We start from the raw sequence: 19,337 nt of genomic DNA on the forward strand, positions 1-19,337 counted from the left end.
TGACCATGAGCCAAACGAGCCAATGAATAAGCAGCCAGAACAACATGCCCAAAGCGATTTAGTGTTGCCTGCCACAGAACTTAAAACACAGCCGTTACTGAGTTATTTACTTGAGGCAAAACGTATTCGCTTAGTTGATGTTAAACTCGCAGAGCTATTGACTGGCACAGAAACACTGGTAGAGAATAACGAAGCAGCGCACAACGAAGTGTTTTACCTGATTTTATTACTTGCGGCCGCGCAGCAAAGTCAGCACAGCTGCTTAGAGCTCGTGAATATAAACTGGCAAAATCCGTTTGAAATTAGAGAGCAAAGCTTTGCTGATGCCAGCATTGTAGCCCCTGAGGTTTTAACCCCGTTTGCGACAGAATTTGGCCTTAATGAGGCTGTTAATAAACTAATGAATGCTGAGTGCGTAGGGGACGACAAGCCACTACTGTTGTTTGCGAATAAACTTTATTTTGCCCGCTTGGCAGAGTACGAAACCACACTGGCTTCGCGTTTACATCATTTAGCAACGAAAGAACTCACCCTTGATGAAGCCGAATTAACGGCACTACTTGAGGTGTATTTTCCTAGCAGTGAACATACACCCAACCCAAGCGATCCTATTAAAACATTAAACTGGCAAAAAGTAGCCTGTGCAATTGCTGCAACAAAAGGCTTTAGTGTGATCACTGGCGGCCCGGGTACCGGTAAAACCACCACGGTAACTAAGCTACTAGCCATATTACAATCTTTGTATGCCAGTGCACCGCTAACAATAAAACTGGTTGCACCGACAGGCAAAGCAGCAGCTCGTTTAACCGAGTCGATTTTAGGGGCAAAGCAAAAGCTTAGTATGATCCCTAATAATATCGCGCCACTTATTCCTGACAGCGCGCAAACGATTCACCGTTTACTGGGCGTTATTCCGCATACCAATAAGTTTCGCCATAACAAGCGTAACCCGCTGCATTTAGATGTACTGATCATTGATGAAGCATCAATGGTTGATTTGTCACTTATGGCAAAACTCATCGAGGCATTACCGAGTCATGCTAGGCTTATTTTACTCGGTGATAAAGACCAATTAGCCTCGGTTGATACGGGCAGTATTCTTAGCGACCTATGCCAAGGGCTAGAGCTTGGCAAAATGCCTGCTTATAGCAATGAAAGAGCAGCGCAGCTTAATCGCGTTTGTTTTAATGATCAGAGCGAGATACCCGCGGCGAGCAGTCATTTTGTACTTAACGATTGTATTGCGTTTTTACAGCAAAGTTATCGTTTTGATGGCAGCAGCGGCATTGGTCAATTAGCACAAGCTGTAAATACCAATAACAGTGGCTTACTGGGCTACGTTGAGCAAACGATTAATCAAGGTGGCTTTAAAGACCTTAAACTTAATTACAGCGTAATTAGTAAACCGATTGAGCAATTTGTGCAACAAGCGGCGTTGCAATATCACGATTATTTGCAGCTTATCCAGCAAGGGGCAAGTGTTGCCAATGTGCATAAAGCATTTGCTCATTATCAGTTACTGGCTGCAGTCAGAGAGGGCGATTATGGTGTAAATAGCCTTAATCAGCGTATTGAAAAAGCACTGACTCAACAAGGTTTAATCTCGCCATATCAAAGGCATTACGTGGGTATGCCAATTATGATCAGCCAAAATGACTATCAGTTAAAACTGTTTAATGGCGACATAGGTATTTTAATGCACGATGAGCAAGGTCAGTTAAAAGCCATGTTTGTTGATGAACAAGAAAATATTCGTGCCTTTTCGCCCGCACGCTTACCAGCTCACGACAAAGTGTATGCCATGACAATTCATAAGTCGCAAGGCTCTGAATTTGCTTATACCGCAATGATTTTACCGCCAATAAAACAGGCTAATCAGGGCATTAACAGGCAATTGGTTTACACGGGTATCACCCGCGCGAAAACCACATTTGAGCTGGTGGCCGATAAAAATGTATTGCTCATGGCAATGAATAAATCTGTTACTCGTGCATCGGGTTTATACGATAGGTTAAAACATGAAGCTAGTTAAAGTAACGAGTGACCAACTCAACGAGTTAATTGGTTGGTTTAACTCAGAGGCTGAACTGCGTATTTGGTCTGGTCATTTTTTAATTACCCATTTGATACGCAAAGCTTTAAAAAAGACTTAAACCTAGATGCGCTGAATTCCTTCGCATTGATTAATGACGAGGGCCAGATGTTAGGGTTTGGTCAATACTATTTACGTGAAGGTCGTTGCCATTTAGGGCGGCTAGTTATCGCGCCAAGTGAACGTGGTAAAGGTCTTGCAAAAGTGTTGATAAATTTACTAGGAGAGCAGGGCAAACAGCAATTGCAGTGTGATAGCTTGTCGTTGTTTGTGTATACCCATAATACCCTTGCTAAAACAGCTTATGAAAAAATGGGGTTTATTCAAACCCAGTACCCCGCGGACATGCCACTCGATGGCTGTATTTATATGACTTGCTAAGAGCGTTTAAAGCTGCTTTTACGAAACAGGTTAGGTTGCCAACCAAAGTGTATGGCGCCTAATCTTAAACAGACCGTCACAGCGAATGCGCCAAGAATGCACCAAATATAACTCACCTCAAGGGTGAATAAAGCCGCGTAAGTTAACCCGCCAGATAAGCAAGCGGTTGAATAGAGCTCTTCGCCCATTACCAGAGGCACTTCTCTACAGATCACATCACGCATCAGGCCACCAAAAATACCCGTGGTCATGCCCATGGTGATGGCAACAATCATATCTGAGCCACCAATCAGTGCCTTTTCGATACCAATAATGTTGAAAATAGCCATCCCTACAGCATCCATTAATAGCATGGTGGTGTTACTTAAATCGGGTAAGTGACGAATTGATAGAATAGACGCGAATATGGCTATGTAAGTTGCGTACAAATAATCGGGCTGAGCTATCCAAAATACCGGTTTGTTAAGCAATATGTCTCGAAGTGTTCCACCACCCAAGGCGGTAACTGTGGCAACAACCACCACACCAAAACCACCGACACTTTTTTCATGGCCCAGCAAAGTGCCAGAAATAGCAAAAAACGCTACACCGATAATGCTTAAAAAATGAAAGTATTCTGATGTCATGGGGCTTCCTTACCTATTAGTAAGTTAACCCTAGCAAAATGAGCTTTATTGATGCTGAACAGCTAAGAAAATAGGGCGGGTAATGATGTCACCCGCCAGCAGGATTAGTGATTATCTCAATCCGCTTATTTAAGGTAATCAACCACTAATTGTGTCATTGCATTTACGCCTAGCTGTAAAGCTTTTTCGTCTGCAAAAAAGTGTGGTGAATGTTTACTTGGTGCTGTAACTGCATCTTGACCTTTTGGTGTGACACCTAAGAAAAAGAACATGCCTGGTGTTTCTAAGGCGTAGTAACTAAAGTCTTCGGCACCTGTGATAAGTGGCGTTGTGATCAGGTTTTCTTTACCAACTACACCAGCAAGTGTTGGTGTCATTTTCTTGGTTAATTCAACATCGTTCACTGTTACTGGGTAACCATGATCAATGTGAACATGTGCTTCTGCACCACCTGATTCAGCTACCATCTCAGCGGTTTTAGCTAAACGTTTTTTAATGTCAGCACGCATTTCTTGGTCAAAGGTACGAATTGTGCCCACCATTTCAACTTGATCAGGGATGATGTTGTTACGCACACCGCCATTAATGGCACCAAATGAAACCACAGAAGGCGCTTTGGTCACATCAACTTGGCGAGAAGCGATGGTTTGTGTTGCCATAATAATTTGTGATGACGCCACAATTGGGTCAACCCCATTCCAAGGGCGAGAACCGTGAGTTTGGCGACCTTTTACTGTGATAGTAAATTTATCGGCGCTGGCCATTAGCGGCCCTTCACGAAAACCAATTTGTCCGGTATTAAGAGAGCTGGTTACGTGTAAACCAAATACGGCTTCTGGCTTTTCTTTAAATAAGCCTTCTTTAAGCATAAGCTCTGCACCGCCTTCTTCGCCATCAGGAGCACCTTCTTCAGCAGGTTGGAAGACAAACAGAATATCACCCGCGAGCTGGTCTTTAATTTTTACTAAAGACTCAGCGGCTGCCATTAAAATAGCCACATGGTTATCATGACCACAGGCATGCATCACGCCAACGGTATTGCCTTTGTACTCTGTTGTTTGAGTTGACGCGAAAGGTAAGTCTACTTGCTCTTTAACAGGTAATGCATCCATATCAGCACGTAGCGCAATAAGCGGACCTTTTTTGCCCCCCTTAAGTTTGGCAACTACACCGGTATGTGCCACACCTGTTTGAACCTCAAGATCATAACGAACGTAAATGCTTAGCCACGTATTTAGCTGTTTCAAACTCACGGTTACTAAGCTCTGGGTTTTGATGCAAATGACGGCGCCATTTAATGACTTTTTCGCTGACGCTTTTATTTGCAGATTTAAGTTCAGAATTAATATCACTCGCAAATGCAGGGGTAGAAATAGCACTGAGAAGTAGGCTGGTCGAAAGTAGTTTGTTTAACATCCCGTATCCTTTTATTATTTGGATATCCAAACAACCTGTTAAACGCTGAATTCTGCATTTTGAGGTGGCTTGGATATATGCACACTACACCAATGTAAAGGATAAACACTTGAATGAACAATACCTTTCGGTAATTAACCAAGACAAATGGTTTAAAAATCGCACACAATTATTTAGGGACAAGCTAGTAAAAAATGCTAAATTAATCACCTTAAATGCGGGTGATGCATTGTTTTTGCGTGGTGATGAAAATACCGGTCTGTATTGTGTTATTAATGGTGTGCTTAGAGTTTCTGGGGTCAATAGCCAAGGCAAAGAAGCGGTGCTCAGTTTTGTAACCGGTGCTATGTGGTTTGGTGAAGTGGCTCTGTTTGATGGTGGTAAACGCACCCACGATGTGTATGCTCAAACTGCGGTACGACTTTTACACGTACCTGAGCGGGCATTAACTCAGTTATTACAAGAGCATCCCGCTTATTGGCATGACTTTGGGCTGCTGCTTACCAATAAAGTGCGAAACCTGTTTGACTCATTAGAAGATCACGCACTCCTTACAGCAAAGCAAAAGGTGAGTAAGCGGTTATGCATGCTTTTTCAATCGTCACACCAAAGCTGTTTGCCGCTTACCCAGCAACAACTTGCCGATATGACCTATTTAACACGGCAAACCATTAACCAAATATTACAATCCCTGCAAGCTGACTCAATTATTAACCTTAAATATCAAACGATTGAGATTATTGATATCGATAAATTGCAATCTCAATGCTAGTTTGGAACTAAAATTGCTACAAGGTTGTAATCAAGCTTAAATGGAAGACAACTTGTGGCAATTACATTTCATAATCAATATAACCCTTATCACGCTTCGGCTGCTGCTAAGCTGTCGCAAACGGCTCGCACTGAGGGTGTGAAAGCCATGCATACGCCAGCATCTTCAGCACAACAACTTTTACAAAAGCAGCCTGAGCCCAGCTCTTTTTTAGCACAAGCTCAAGAAGCTTTGGTTTATCAGCGACTCGGGGTTGATAAAGAGAAAATTGACGAAATAAAAGCGCAAATAGAAAAACTTGCCGAACAAATGCAACAACAAGGTGCCGATACTAAAGCACTGCAAGAAAAAATGAATGAGCTGCAAGCGATGCTCGATGAAGAGTATCAAAAAGGTCGCGAACGCATGGATATGCAGCCAGAAGCTGAAAAAGGCAAAGTTATTGATGCGCTGGTTTAATGTGTGATTTTAAGCTAGCAACTTTAAATGTCGGCTAGTTGACATTCTTGTTGGTGAATTTTCTGCTAATCTGAATTTTGAACACAGTTTTGGCAGGAAAAACAATGAAAACATTAAAACAACAACTGACAAATTACGCCCTTTATCACCGTTCTAAACGCAATATTGTCACTCACTTTATCGGCATCCCATTAATTGTGTTTGCAATTATTTGTTTATTACAACGCGTCACGCTTATCTCAGAGCCTGCTGTTATCTCCTTGGCAACCGTGGTAATTGCGCTCACTTGTCTTTATTACTTAATGCTTAGCTTATCTATGGGGTTAATTATGGCTGTATGCTTAAGTTTGTTAAGCATTGCTGCTGAGCCTGTGGTGTCGCTTTCAACAGAGTTATGGCTAACTGTCAGCATTGGCAGTTTCGTGGTTGGTTGGGTGTTTCAGTTTATTGGTCACTATTTTGAAGGTAAAAAGCCAGCCTTTGTTGATGATTTAATTGGTTTGGTCATAGGGCCGTTATTTGTATTAGCAGAGTTCTTGATTATGCTTGGTTTTTATAAAGATATTGCTGATCATATCGAACAACATGCAGGGCCTAATAAAGCATAACAACAATAATAAGGAACACACATGCAATTAAATGGTAAAACAGTTTGGGTTACTGGGGCATCTTCTGGAATTGGTGAGGCACTTTGTGAGCAATTGGCGGCAAAAGGGGCAACGCTAGTACTGTCTGCCCGAAATGAGGAAAAACTCAACGCTCTTAATACTAGACTCGGCGGTAATCATCATGTGGTCGCCCTTGATTTGGCAAAGCCCGAAGCCTTACTTGAAGATATGCCAGCAGTGATCGAGCAAATTGGTCGCATTGATGTGCTTATCAATAACGGTGGGGTGTCGCAGCGTAGTCTATTTTTAGAAAACGAATTTACGGTTTATCGCCAACTGATGGAAGTAAACTATTTTGGTTTAATTGCTTTAACTAAGGCGGTCGTACCACAGATGGTGAAGCAAGGTATGGGCATGGTGGTATCAATTAGCAGTGTAGCGGGTAAAGTCGGTTCAAAGTTCAGAACTGGGTATTCGGGTTCTAAGTATGCAGTTGTTGGCTTTATGGATTGCTTAAGGGCAGAATTAGCCGATAAAAATGTGAATTGCCTGACTATTTGCCCGGGTTCAATTAAAACAGCCATTGCGCATAATTCGTTAGATGGCCAAGGTAAACCGCAAAATAAACCAGAACAATCAATAGAAAACGGCATGGATGTGGCAAAAGCCGCTGCAAAAATGATCAAAGCCATTGAAGCCGAGAAAGATGAAGTTGTTATTGGTGAAGGTATTAGTGGTTTAGCACCGACTATCAAGCGTTTTTTCCCGGGCTTTTTTAATCGCCTCACAGCAAAAATGAACTACAGATAATTTATAGTCATTTGTTAGCGAATGATTCTCAGTAAACAATGCGCAACTTGGGTTGCGCATTTTTTGTACAAAATGGTCGAATTATTATTACTTTAATCGATAAAAGGCACTAGTTTGCTATGGTTAAACGGGGATGGATTAGCATACAATGGGGTAAAAGTAGTCCAAACAAGAGAGAACAACAATGGCCGCATTTGGTACTGTATTTATGCCACAAATGATCCAAGCACGTTTTGCTGATAACTCATGGAGTGAAAGTGCGCTGGTCCCATCTGATAAAATCGAATTACATGCGGGTGCTCACGTATTACATTACTCAAGCACCTGTTTTGAAGGATTAAAAGCATTTCGTTACGAAGATGGCTCGGTCTATATCTTTCGTATGGATGCTAACATTGCTCGTATGAAACAAAGCTCTAAGTTACTAAACTTACCTGACTTTGACGAAGGCATGCTTGAGCAAATGATCAAAGACATTGTAAAAGAATACGCAGACGAAACACCAACACCACCGGGGTCTATGTATATTCGCCCAACTCACATTGGTACAGAAGCGGCTATTGGTAAAGCGGCTGCACCGTCAATGAGTTCACTACTGTATGTATTACTTTCGCCAGTGGGTGATTACTTTGCTGGTGGTGCTACAGCATTACGTGTATTACTTGAAGAAGATGGCATGCGCTGTGCACCACACATGGGTATGGTTAAAAGTGGTGGTAACTACGCAAGTGCATTAGGTCCAATCTTAGAAGCTCGCTCAGAGCATCAAGCAGATCAAATTTTATTCTGCCCTGGTGGTGATGTACAAGAAACTGGTGCTGCAAACTTCATTCTAATTGATGGTGATGAAATCATCACAAAAGCACTTGATAGCACATTCTTACACGGTGTAACACGTAATAGTATTTTAACGATTGCTAAAGATTTAGGTATGACAGTATCTGAGCGTAACTTTACTGTGTCTGAGTTACTAGAAAGAGCCGCTAAACCAGGTACTGAAGCTGCGTTATCAGGTACTGCTGCGGTACTTACTTCGGTTGGCACACTTATTCATAACAACCAAGAGTTTAAAGTGGGGTCGGGTGAGCCGGGTGAAAAAGTCGCAAAATTACGCCAAGCATTGAATGATATTCAATGGGGTAAATCAGCAGATACTCATGGCTGGTTAACAAAAGTATAATCGCTGAGCAAATACATGCTTTGAAGAGCCACGTTACTACGTGGCTTTTTTGTTTTTACATTGGTTTACAGCACTTCCGGTGTTTAACCGCAAATTACTAGACATTCTAATGCTTTAATTTTACTTTCATTTTATTAACAATAACTAAAAGTAAATTTATTATGATCAAGAAAACACTAGCATGTGCGATTGTTGTTGCATTGGCGGGCTGCGGTGAGTCTACCCCAACAAAAACAGAACAAACAGTGAAAACTGCAGAGGTTAAAGCTGCTGTGAATTATCCAGAAACTAAAAAAGGCAATGTTGTTGACGAGTACTTCGGTGAGAAAGTAGCCGATCCATACCGTTGGTTAGAAGACGATATGAGCGACGAAACAGCCCAGTGGGTTAAAGCCGAAAATGACGTTACCTTTTCTTATCTAAAAAATATTCCGTATCGCGATGAGCTAAAAACTACGCTTGAAAAGTTGATGAACTACGAAAAAGTCACAGCGCCATTTAAAGAGGGTGAGTACACCTACTTTTATAAAAACGATGGTCTGCAAAATCAGTACGTAGTTTATCGTAAAAAAGGCGACTCTGAAGCTGAGGTGTTCTTAGATCCTAATACCTTCAGTAGTGACGGCACAACTTCAATGTCGGGCTTAACATTCACAGAAGATGGCACTTTAGCGGCTTATCAAATCTCTGAAGGCGGCAGTGACTGGCGTAAAATTATCATTATTGATACAGCGACTAAACAACCAATTGAAGAAGCATTAGTCGATGTAAAATTCAGCGGTATCTCTTGGCTTGGCAACGAAGGATTCTATTATTCGAGCTACGATAAGCCAAAAGGTAGTGAGCTGTCTGCAAAAACAGAATCAACATAAAGTTTACTACCATAAGTTAGGCACGGCACAAGCAGATGATCAATTAGTTTATGGTGGCACAGAGGCACAGAAACATCGTTATATTGGTGCTGATGTGACCCGTGATAATCGTTATTTAATTATTGCTGCAAGTACTTCAACATCAGGTAATAAACTGTTTATCAAAGATTTAACTAAGCCTGACAGCACGTTAGTGACGATTTTAGATAACACTGACTCAGATACCTCAATTATTGATAATGACGGCTCGAAATTGTATTTGGTGACTAACTTAAACGCACCCAATATGCGTGTAGTGACTGTTGATGCTGCTGATCCAAGCCCTGAAAATTGGCAAGATTTAATCCCTGAAACTGACAATGTACTTAGCATTTCGAAAGGCGGTGACTACTTCTTTGCTAAGTATATGGTTGATGCGATTTCGCAAGTAAAACAATACGATAAATCAGGTAAATTGGTGCGTGACATCAGCCTGCCAGGTGTAGGTACTGCATATGGCTTTAGTGGCAAGCACGATGCACAAACACTGTATTACTCATTTACGAATTACACTACACCAGGCAATACCTACTCGTTTGATGTTGAATCAGGTAAGTCTGATGTGTACCGCAAGTCGGGCGCTAAATTTAATAGCGAAGAATATATCTCTGAACAAGTGTTCTATACATCAAAAGATGGCACCAAAGTTCCGATGATTATTTCGTACAAAAAAGGCACTGAGCTTAACGGTAAAAATCCGACTATTTTATATGGCTATGGTGGCTTTAACGTAAGTCTAACACCAAGTTATAGCCCTACAGTAGCGGCGTGGCTTGAGCACGGTGGCATCTATGCTGTTGCTAATATTCGTGGTGGTGGCGAATATGGTAAAGAATGGCATGTAAATGGTACACAGCTTAAGAAACAAAATGTATTTGATGACTTTATTGCTGCGGCTGAGTACTTAAACAAAAAACAATACAGCTCACCTGATTACTTAGCGGTACGTGGTGGCTCAAATGGTGGCTTATTAGTTGGTGCGGTTATGACACAGCGCCCTGAGCTATTTAAAGTTGCGCTTCCTGCTGTAGGTGTTTTAGATATGCTGCGTTACCACACCTTTACAGCCGGTGCTGGTTGGGCGTATGACTACGGTACGAGTGAACAAAGTAAAGAAATGTTTGATTACTTAAAAGGCTACTCACCAGTTCACAATGTAAAAGAAGGTGTTAGCTACCCTGCAACCTTAGTGACAACAGGGGATCATGATGACCGTGTGGTACCTGCGCATTCCTTTAAGTTTGCAGCAGAGCTACAAGACAAAGGTGCGAAACAAAACCCGTATCTTATTCGCATTGAAACAAATGCTGGTCACGGTGCAGGAACACCAACCAGTAAGATCATCGATCAGTACGCTGATATTTATGGCTTTACTCTATACAACATGGGTGTTAAATCGCTATAAGGTAATGTATATATTACTTAACTAAAATTAAAAACGCCGAGCTTAGCTCGGCGTTTTTGTATCGATCAAGCGAATTGATATTATAAATCGATACCCAAAGCGAAAATCATTTTGTAATCTTCTTTTTCTGGTACTACACCGTTTTCATCGGCAATCGGGTCGGCAAGGTAATCCCAAACTAATGACACATCAAAATCGATATCATCTGTGATTTCAAATTCAAACGCAGCCAAAGCATATTGTGAGTCACCGCCAGCATCACTGCTTGCAGTTAGGTAGCGATAATTTAATGAAAAATCGATTTTCTTGGTGACTTCTAACTCATAATTTGTAGATATAAACCAAGACATTGACGAATTACTCTTATCTTCCCCTGCAGCTACTGTATCGAATTGAGTCTTTTGGTACGCGGGACCCGCTGTAAAATCCCATTCTGTTTTGTCGGTATCTATCACATAATAACCAACACCGGCGCCGACAGTGTATTTATTGGCGATATTTTGGAACGGGTCACGATAGTATTCAAAGAAAATAGGGCGGTAGTACATTTTTTGTGTGTAAAACCAGTCAAATGTACCGTTAGCACGAATATTGTTTTTAGTAATTTGATCATCACTGGTAGTGCGATAGCCTAAAATCTCAGATAAAAATCGACTTGAAGCAGTACGGCGCTTTATGTCAGCTTTAATAGAATATTCAGTTTGGTCAGTATTTCCACGGGCCAAATCTGCACCCATGGATAACTTTACAGTCCATGCACTGAGTTCGCTTTCAACTGAGGGAGCAATTGAGACTAAATCGCGATAACGGTATTTAGCGTCTTGTTCGCCAACTTTTACATAACCGCCCGATATATTAAGTGTACCACTGAGCTCATTGCCATCGTTAAAGCGAACCGTATGATGGCGATCTGAAATAATCATATAGATATCTTCGCGATCAATCATTAATGTATCAAGAATGTCGCTGTCAAACTCAACTTCTTTGTCGTACAAAGAGACAAGCTCGCCTTTGAGCCATTCGCCAGAATTAAGCCGTATCCAATCAAAGTGGGTTGCATCTTTAATTATTATGCCGCGCTCTTCGAGAAGCGGATCTGGAAGTGTTTCTGCGCTATAGCAAGCAAATGAACTTGCAACAGCTGCACTGATGAGCAGGTATTTTTTGAGCATTATTTCAATCCATGTTAAATAGAATGCATCTAAAGAAGTGCGATTATTTATTAATAACCTGCTTAATTTTAGAACACTATCAAATAGTGTTCAAAAATTACTTAAGCAGAGGGCAAAAACAAACGCTGATAGGTTTTGTAGGCGTATTCGTCACTCATTCCTGACAAATAATCACAGATTATGCGCATCGCATTATCGCCTTGTTGGTGCGCATTTAGCCACATTTCTTGCGTTGTTTCTGGTAATAAGCGCATTGGGTCGCTGGCAAAAGCACTAAATAATTCAATCAGCAGGTTTTGCCCTTTAAACTCCACTTGCTGCATCTTCGGCTCGCGAATCAAACGTTTAAAAACAAAATGTTTTAGCACGTTAAGAATTTCGGCAAATTCATCTGGAAGACTCACCGTGTACTGTAATATTTCAGATTCGAAATCTGCGTTTTGTACAACTAACTGAGCGTTAATAATAAAGGTGTTTACCAACTCACCAATGGCGTCTTTACGCTCATACTCGTGATGAGAAAAGAGTCTGGCGGTTATCGAGCTTAAATGAGTGGTTAGCCACGCAGAGTCAAGCTCTTGTAGTTGTACAAGGGCATGATTTTGCCAATCAGCCAACGTTAAAACCTCTGTTGCTATAGCGTCTTCTAAATCATGAACGGCATACGCAATATCGTCAGCTAATTCCATAATTGCTGAGTCTATCGATTTATAGTGGGTTTTGGCTCTAAATTCATCAACCTTATAATGACTGCTCAGCAGTGCTTTATCGTTATTAGACAGTGGCTCCATGATCCAGTCGAAAATATCTTTATCGTCGGTGTATAACCCCTTAGCTGGTCGCCAATGGTCAGCTTTAATAAAGCTACGCTGCTCGCTCAAAGGTGGAATGCTGTGCCACAAATCATCAATGAAGGCTGGGTATTTAATAAAACCTAACAAGGTGCGCCTGGTTAAGTTCATGCCATAGCCATTTGAATAGGGCTCAAGCTTAGAGACAATTCTAAGTGTTTGCGCGTTACCTTCAAAGCCACCATGATCGCGCATCATGTAATTTAATGCTATTTCACCACCATGACCAAAAGGAGGGTGACCAATATCATGAGCAAGGCATAAGGTTTCGAGTAAACTACCGCTAGGAAAATTCGTAAATTCAGGGTGCTGCTTTTTCAAATGGCGTAATAAACCACTGCCAATTTGGGCAACTTCTAAAGAATGAGTAAGACGAGTTCTATAAAAATCATTTAAGCCAATACCCATAATCTGAGTTTTGGCCTGCAAACGCCTAAATGCTGCGGCGTGTATGATTCGAGAGCGGTCAACCTGCCAAGCTGAGCGGTTATCGTTTGGACGATATTTTTGTTGATTAATAATGCGAGCTTGCCAAGATTGGCACATAAAAATAACCTTCCTATTCCTTGTTTGCTTACTTTTCAGTATACGCAAGCGCTTGAAAATTGCGAGCAAACTACACTGTTACGTCAATAGTTTGTCCCTTTTATGGGTGGTTTTATAGTGCTGAATTCGCTAAAAATCATCTGCTTTGGTATACTTCGCCTTTGTGTGTGCGTGAGTTAACCGCACATGAGTAGTAGTTTATTTGAGAGAATACATGCTTAAGTACGTTTTTCGAGCTTTATTAACCGCTTTTTTTGCATGGGCGTTATTTTCGCCATTTATCGAAAAAGAAGTGACAGTTGAAGAATCTGAACAAACTCAGAGCACGCCTACCGGAACCCAGCGCGTAATCAAAAAAGAAAAACCATTACATAATGTAAAACTGCCTGACTTTGCAGCATTTACTGATGTAAAAGAGAAGAAACATGCTTTTTTTGATTTCATTCGCCCACATGTTGAGGCCGAAAATAAAAAAATTTTACAGCAGCGAGCTAAACTAGAAATTGCGCGCATGATGCTTGAGTACAATGAGCCGCTTACGAGCAAGCAAAAGTCAGATATTAAAAAAATTCTTACCAGCTACAAGTTGCCTAACACTATTGACACTTTATCGCTTACCCAAGCACTACGTCGAGTTGATATCATTCCTAAAGAGCTTGCGCTAATGCAAGCAGCAAATGAATCAGCATGGGGCACGTCACGCTTTGCACGGATTGGTTTAAACTTTTTCGGTCAATGGTGTTACAAAAAGGGTTGTGGCATGGTTCCTCGTCGCCGTGCTAACGAAGCGACCATGAAGTGACAGCATTTAAATCGGTACGTGCTGCTGTAAGCTCATATTTTAAAAATATTAATACCCATGCTGCGTATAAAGATTTACGATTAATTCGTGCCGATTTACGTCGCCAGCAAAAACCTATAGAAGCAACCAAGTTAACACAAGGTTTGTTATCATACTCTGAGCGCCGTGAAGCATATATTGATGAATTAAACACTATGATAAATCAAAATAGAGCTTACTTTGATGAATAAACTCCTTCCATGGTTAAAAGTCGCAACTATCGCGGTTGCGCTAAGCGCGGTTTCCTCTAAAGCCGCAGCAACTGAATTTGTTGTTGCCTATGATGGCTTTTACGATCGTTTGAAAGTTGTTAATAAAGGCGAATTTCAATACGCTCAAGTTAACTTTTATTTGTCTGATATTGCTAGCAACGAAGTATGCACAATTAAATCAGGTAAAATAATTACAGAAAAACAAGAGTTTGACTTAACTTATACAGATAAGGCTCAGTTACTTTTACCTTTTGATAAGCAGCTTGATACAGATAAAGCCGTAATAGTTGTTCAACCAGAAAACCCAAAACATGAATGCCAATTAAAGTTACAAATTGAAGCGACTGATTTGGCAGATTTTGAACTCAGTAAAGCGAACTTATATACGTTAAATGAAGAATTTGACGAGCTGTTATCTGATTTGTCGGGCTTTTTTGTCAGCAAATTAATGTGGTTTTTGCTGCCTGAACAACAAGGTGTTGTACTTAAATTTAATGGCCAAGACGCTATCTCGGCAAATGGGGTTAGCTGTAAAGAGCAGCGTTGCTCAATAAAAGTAACAGATGACTGGCAAGACGATAACACAGTGTTAAACAGTCATGCTGAGCTTATCAGCGCCACACCTTGGATTGTTAAATAGCGACTATATATTGGCTAAAAGCGTTTAAACTTCGACAAAAGGGACCTTAATTAGGTCCTTTTTTGTTGTTAAACAGATAGTTATTTTGTCTCTTTTTTCAAAAGTTTATCTCAGCATTTAGACGTATGAACAAAATTGTAAATTCATCGTAGTTAGTACAATTACTATGACTGTTTCTTTGCTCTAAATTATTCCCTTGATTCATATTTTTCCTAACTATTTGTATTGCTGTGTATTTAAGGTTCAGTGTGTTTTGAAACATAGAAATAGTCGGAATGTATTAGTGTTCTCTGGTTGTTTTTTATTATAGAAAAAAGACTTGATTGTATATTGCTAGCCTAATCTTTACTTAATTATTAAGTGCTAACTTTCTATTTTTAAATGAATTTTTAAGGAATGAAAATATAGATTTAGATCAAGTTACTTAGCTATAACTGGCTTAAAGTAAAACTATAAAGTTCTCAATATAGGTAGTTATAGTTTAATAGGAGTCGTTATGCAGACAGTCAATGTCGAACCTGTATCAGTAAAACAGCAGAATTTATCCGAACACAATGCTAAACAGGATGTGGTTTTTGATCTAGATGTTAAAAACCAAAGCTTAAAGTGGAATGCTGACGGTAAATACCCGTATAAACGAAAAATGGACGTGATTGAATACGAGCGCCATAAACACGAATTGCAAATCGAACTTTTAAAAATGCAAGGTTGGGCCAAAGAGACCGAACAACAAATTGTGATTTTATTTGAAGGTCGAGATGCGGCAGGTAAAGGTGGCACTATAAAGCGTTTTATGGAGCATTTAAATCCTCGCGGGGCACACGTGGTGGCCTTAGAAAAGCCAACTACTAGAGAGCGAGATCAGTGGTACTTCCAGCGTTACATTAACCACTTACCTACTAAGGGTGAAATCATACTTTTCGATCGTTCTTGGTATAACCGAGCCGGTGTTGAGAAGGTAATGGGGTTTTGCGATGATCACGAATATTTGGAGTTTATGCGTCAAACACCTCAACTTGAGCGTATGTTGGTGAATAGCGGTATTAAGTTATTTAAATATTGGTTTTCGGTCAGTAGAGAAGAGCAATTTAGACGCTTTAAATCGCGCCAAAACGACCCACTCAAACAATGGAAGCTAAGCCCAGTTGATATGGCATCACTGGCTAAATGGCATGATTATAGTGATGCCAAAGATGCCATGATGTTTCATACCCATACTAAGGATGCACCTTGGACACAAATTCGTTCTGATGATAAAAAGCGCGGGAGAATCAACTGTATGCGCCACTTCTTAAGTTGTTTAGATTACCCGGAGAAAGATCACGATGTAGTAAATTGTGTCGACTCGCTTATTGTTACCGAACCTACCCGCATGTCTATACGCCAGTGAAGGAGAATATTATGCAAAATTCACAGTCAGTATTTGAGAAACGTCTTGCTAAGCTCGAAAAAATTCTTGAAAAGAGTAAAAAAGAAGTGGCAAGAACCACTGAACTTGCAAAAGATGCAGCATTAAAAGCACAAGCAGCTGTAGAGTGTGCCAGCGAAGCTGAGAACCTAGCTGAAAATGCTAAAAAGCGCTTTAAAGCAGCAAAAAAGCAATTAAAAGAGGCTAAAGTGTTAAAAATTGCGCAGAAAAATGCGTCGAAAAAATCGGCTATAAAACGTGCCAAACGATTGGCAAAGAATAAAAAAGCTAAAACTAAAAGCGCTTAAAGTTAACAAAGGGCACATGGCTATTGTGCCCTTTGTTTTTATTAAGCGTATCGCTGGACATTTTTACGATTCTAGTTATGCTAAATGTCAATTTTTCAGGGACTTAAAACATCTTAATGAAACCTTTAGCGTCTATTTTTGTTATTTTACTGCTATGTTCAGCATGTAGTAGTCATTCACTTATCAACCAAGAAATGCAAACTAAGTTGCAAGGCTCATGGCAGTCTACAAATAGCCCAGTTTGTGAAGCTAATTTTCATACCGTAGCTTTCAAAAACAACACATTAGAAATCTCATATGACGAACAGGGCTATATTTCTGAGTCTGAAGCGAGAAAAACCTTCGTTTATAATATTCTCTCAGCAGAGAAAAATTTAGTCCGTGTGCAGCTTGAAAATGAAACTCGTTTAGATAATAAGGGCAAGCCAGTAGTTTGGCATCTAAAACCACTTAGAAATGATAAGTATTGCTGGGGTAGAGATGACTACCTGATCTTGCTTGTACAGCTTCCCGTTATAAATGCACAGTAAAATAAATAAGAAGTAAGTTTGCAGAAGTCAGAAAATTAAAGCTTTCAGCCTATAAATTCATAGATCTTTGAGTCTATTCCCACAGCGCTTTGCTTTACGTGGTATCTCTACAAGTGAAGCGTTTTAATTATCCCACGCTAATCATTTCAACTCGCTCAAAAAGTCCGTATAATCCACGCCGAACTTTTTACTATGAAACATGGCTTACTAAAGCCTGTATGAGCAGAGCAAATGAATCAAACTGATACTAGAAAAGAAACTCTTGAATTTAATAAACTTCAAAAGCGTCTAAGAAGGCATGTTGGTACCGCGATTACTGATTATAACATGATCGAAGACGGTGATGTTGTTATGGCATGTATCAGTGGTGGTAAAGATTCTTTTGCAATGCTAGATATTTTGCTTAATTTACAAAAAGCAGCGCCGATTAAATTTGAAGTTATTGCGGTAAACCTTGATCAGAAGCAGCCTGGTTTTCCTGAGCACATTTTGCCTGATTACTTTGAGACGCTAAATATTCCGTATTACATCGTTGATAAAGATACTTACTCAGTAGTAAAAGAAAAAGTACCAGAGGGCAAAACAACCTGTGGTCTGTGTTCACGACTTCGTCGCGGCACACTTTATTCATTTGCAGAAAAAATTGGTGCAACCAAACTAGCACTTGGTCATCACATGGATGATATCGTTGAGACAATGTTCTTAAATATGTTCCATGGTTCACGACTAAAAGCGATGCCACCAAAATTACGCTCTGATGATGAACGTAACGTGGTAATCCGTCCGTTGTCATATTGCCGTGAAAAAGATTTAATTAAATACGCTGAGCACAAAGACTTCCCGATCATTCCTTGTAATCTATGTGGCTCACAAGAAAACTTGCAGCGTCAATCAATCAAAGCCATGCTGACAGAGTGGGATAAGAAAACTCCAGGTCGTGTTGAGAGTATCTTTAAGTCTTTACAAAATGTTAGCCCAAGCCAGCTTGCAGACAGAAACTTATTTGATTTTGAAAATTTACCACTTGATAGAGAAGGCAATCGTGAAAGCTATGACTTTAGCGAGGCGGTGGTCTCATCAACAAACATTGATGAATCATTATTTATTGATGTAACAAATATATAAAACTCTTAAACTGTATATATAAAAAAGCCCCAAACAGGGGCTTTTTTAATATCTATTCAATAGGTTATTTAGCAAGTGGGCTTACATAGCCGTCTGGTTTTAATGCTAATACATCGCAGTCAAGGCTGTCAATCACATGCTCTGCTGTGTTACCGACAAGCGCTGCACTTAAGCCAGTACGTCCAACTGTACCAATCACTACTAATTCGCTGTTGAGGCGCGCAGCCACATCAGGAATAACATCTTCAGGTAAGCCTTCTTCAATGTGGCAATGAGCTTGGTCAATTTCAAAGCCTTCAGCTAATGAAAGCGTTGATTCAAAGTGATGTTTTTTAACTGATTCGTTGTAAACACCTGGGTTAAACTCAGGAATTTCAATCGCGATATTAACCGGCGTTGCTGGGTAGGCATTCACTAAATTAAGAGTGGCATTAGCCAAGTCACAAATGAAGCGAGCGTCTTTGATAATACGCTTGTTAAGTTCAAGGTGTTGTTCATTCTCACTCACGGCGTTCACAGCAGCTAAAATATTGCCTTTTGCTGGCCACTCTTTCTCTTTAACAAGTAAAACTGGAGCAGGGCACTTACGAATGAGGTGCCAGTCAGTTGGGGTGAAAATAACCGATTTAAGTGTATCGTGTTGATGGGTGCCTTTGACAACTAGGTCAAAACCATCGTTGATCACGGTATTGATAATGGCTTCGTAAGGGCGGTTATGCCAAACCACACAGCTATCAATGGTAAGCTCTGGGTAAAGGGCAATTTGTTCATTTAACCATTCTTGGCGGTCTTTTATTACGGCTTCGCGCATTGCTTCACGCTCATCAGCAGAAAGCATTGTGGTCATTTCATAAGAGAAGTCGTAGATACTGAGGAAAGCGGTGATGGTCGCGCCAGATTTTTTGGCTAGATCAATTGAGCGGCTTAAACTATGTTGCTGCTCTTTGGTTGGGTCTATAACTGCTAAAATTCGTTTAATTGCGTCCATGTGCTGCTCCTTAACTGTTCCGCAAAAAGTAGTACTTTGAGTGTAACCTAAATTTA

At 40.5% G+C, this 19,337-nt stretch carries 17 protein-coding genes and 3 pseudogenes; 14 read left to right on the forward strand and 6 right to left on the reverse strand.

Annotated elements, in window-relative coordinates; all coding sequences use genetic code 11:
* Positions 1 to 22: 22 nt before the first annotated feature.
* Together recD and ACRWSG_RS16535 are read left to right on the forward strand one after the other, a co-directional pair.
* Complete coding sequence (gene recD, locus ACRWSG_RS16530) at positions 23 to 2,032, forward strand: exodeoxyribonuclease V subunit alpha (protein WP_462166968.1); 2,010 nt, start codon at positions 23 to 25, stop codon at positions 2,030 to 2,032.
* 63 nt (positions 2,033 to 2,095) lie between these two features.
* Positions 2,096 to 2,473 (forward strand): GNAT family N-acetyltransferase, encoded by a 378-nt coding sequence (locus ACRWSG_RS16535; RefSeq protein ID WP_462166788.1) that lies wholly within the window; start codon positions 2,096 to 2,098, stop codon positions 2,471 to 2,473.
* Here the strand turns inward: ACRWSG_RS16535 and ACRWSG_RS16540 are convergent.
* The 3 genes from ACRWSG_RS16540 to ACRWSG_RS16550 form a co-directional block, all read right to left on the reverse strand.
* On the reverse strand, positions 2,470 to 3,099 hold the full coding sequence (locus ACRWSG_RS16540; protein WP_462166789.1) for a trimeric intracellular cation channel family protein: 630 nt from the start codon (positions 3,097 to 3,099) through the stop codon (positions 2,470 to 2,472). The two genes, ACRWSG_RS16535 and ACRWSG_RS16540, sit on opposite strands and share 4 nt — an antisense overlap.
* A 125-nt stretch (positions 3,100 to 3,224) precedes the next feature.
* On the reverse strand, positions 3,225 to 4,352 hold the full coding sequence (locus ACRWSG_RS16545; RefSeq protein ID WP_462166790.1) for an amidohydrolase: 1,128 nt from the start codon (positions 4,350 to 4,352) through the stop codon (positions 3,225 to 3,227).
* Positions 4,303 to 4,515, reverse strand: a complete 213-nt coding sequence (locus ACRWSG_RS16550; protein WP_462166791.1) for a hypothetical protein — start codon at positions 4,513 to 4,515, stop codon at positions 4,303 to 4,305. Before ACRWSG_RS16550 ends, ACRWSG_RS16545 begins: the two co-directional genes overlap by 50 nt.
* Before the next feature lie 109 nt (positions 4,516 to 4,624).
* Between ACRWSG_RS16550 and ACRWSG_RS16555 the strand changes: the two genes are divergently transcribed.
* The 6 genes and pseudogenes from ACRWSG_RS16555 (at position 4,625) to ACRWSG_RS16580 (ending at position 10,660) form a co-directional block, all read left to right on the forward strand.
* Positions 4,625 to 5,287 (forward strand): Crp/Fnr family transcriptional regulator, encoded by a 663-nt coding sequence (locus ACRWSG_RS16555; RefSeq protein ID WP_194442336.1) that lies wholly within the window; start codon positions 4,625 to 4,627, stop codon positions 5,285 to 5,287.
* 54 nt (positions 5,288 to 5,341) lie between these two features.
* The gene (locus ACRWSG_RS16560) at positions 5,342 to 5,746 is read left to right on the forward strand and encodes a hypothetical protein (protein ID WP_194442335.1); all 405 of its coding nucleotides are present in this window, start codon (positions 5,342 to 5,344) and stop codon (positions 5,744 to 5,746) included.
* A gap of 104 nt (positions 5,747 to 5,850) precedes the next feature.
* Positions 5,851 to 6,354 (forward strand): Mpo1 family 2-hydroxy fatty acid dioxygenase, encoded by a 504-nt coding sequence (locus ACRWSG_RS16565; RefSeq protein WP_054553036.1) that lies wholly within the window; start codon positions 5,851 to 5,853, stop codon positions 6,352 to 6,354.
* A gap of 21 nt (positions 6,355 to 6,375) precedes the next feature.
* A complete protein-coding gene (locus ACRWSG_RS16570; RefSeq protein WP_462166793.1) occupies positions 6,376 to 7,164 on the forward strand; it encodes an SDR family oxidoreductase in 789 nt (262 codons plus the stop codon).
* Positions 7,165 to 7,342: 178 nt separating this feature from the next.
* A pseudogene (locus ACRWSG_RS16575) lies at positions 7,343 to 8,344 on the forward strand (branched-chain amino acid aminotransferase); the annotation flags it as partial.
* A 161-nt stretch (positions 8,345 to 8,505) separates the two neighbouring features.
* Positions 8,506 to 10,660 (forward strand): annotated as a pseudogene (locus ACRWSG_RS16580) (prolyl oligopeptidase family serine peptidase).
* Positions 10,661 to 10,740: 80 nt separating this feature from the next.
* Here the strand turns inward: ACRWSG_RS16580 and ACRWSG_RS16585 are convergent.
* Entirely contained in the window at positions 10,741 to 11,832 is a 1,092-nt protein-coding gene (locus ACRWSG_RS16585; RefSeq protein ID WP_462166794.1) for a DUF481 domain-containing protein, read from the reverse strand.
* Between the two features lie 101 nt (positions 11,833 to 11,933).
* Positions 11,934 to 13,229, reverse strand: coding sequence for an anti-phage deoxyguanosine triphosphatase (locus ACRWSG_RS16590; RefSeq protein WP_138602443.1), 1,296 nt, complete (start codon positions 13,227 to 13,229; stop codon positions 11,934 to 11,936).
* 214 nt (positions 13,230 to 13,443) lie between these two features.
* On the opposite strand from ACRWSG_RS16590, the pseudogene ACRWSG_RS16595 reads away from it, so the two are divergent.
* From ACRWSG_RS16595 to ttcA, 6 genes and pseudogenes are all read left to right on the forward strand, one after another.
* Positions 13,444 to 14,261, forward strand: a pseudogene (locus ACRWSG_RS16595) (glucosaminidase domain-containing protein).
* Positions 14,254 to 14,922 carry a DUF2987 domain-containing protein gene (locus tag ACRWSG_RS16600; protein WP_371351863.1) on the forward strand — a complete coding sequence of 223 codons (669 nt, stop codon included), beginning with the start codon at positions 14,254 to 14,256 and terminating at the stop codon, positions 14,920 to 14,922. The pseudogene ACRWSG_RS16595 and the gene ACRWSG_RS16600 overlap by 8 nt, the downstream one beginning before the upstream one ends.
* A gap of 496 nt (positions 14,923 to 15,418) precedes the next feature.
* Positions 15,419 to 16,312 carry a polyphosphate kinase 2 gene (gene ppk2, locus ACRWSG_RS16605; protein ID WP_462166795.1) on the forward strand — a complete coding sequence of 298 codons (894 nt, stop codon included), beginning with the start codon at positions 15,419 to 15,421 and terminating at the stop codon, positions 16,310 to 16,312.
* An 11-nt stretch (positions 16,313 to 16,323) separates the two neighbouring features.
* Entirely contained in the window at positions 16,324 to 16,638 is a 315-nt protein-coding gene (locus tag ACRWSG_RS16610; protein WP_054553044.1) for a hypothetical protein, read from the forward strand.
* A 116-nt stretch (positions 16,639 to 16,754) separates the two neighbouring features.
* The gene (locus tag ACRWSG_RS16615) at positions 16,755 to 17,168 is read left to right on the forward strand and encodes a hypothetical protein (protein ID WP_462166796.1); all 414 of its coding nucleotides are present in this window, start codon (positions 16,755 to 16,757) and stop codon (positions 17,166 to 17,168) included.
* Positions 17,169 to 17,399: 231 nt separating this feature from the next.
* Positions 17,400 to 18,293, forward strand: a complete 894-nt coding sequence (gene ttcA / locus ACRWSG_RS16620; RefSeq protein ID WP_054553048.1) for a tRNA 2-thiocytidine(32) synthetase TtcA — start codon at positions 17,400 to 17,402, stop codon at positions 18,291 to 18,293.
* A gap of 64 nt (positions 18,294 to 18,357) precedes the next feature.
* Here ttcA and uspE read toward each other — a convergent pair whose 3' ends face one another.
* Complete coding sequence (gene uspE / locus ACRWSG_RS16625; RefSeq protein WP_138600031.1) at positions 18,358 to 19,281, reverse strand: universal stress protein UspE; 924 nt, start codon at positions 19,279 to 19,281, stop codon at positions 18,358 to 18,360.
* Positions 19,282 to 19,337: the final 56 nt, after the last annotated feature.

This window comes from Pseudoalteromonas sp. GB43, assembly GCF_054923805.1.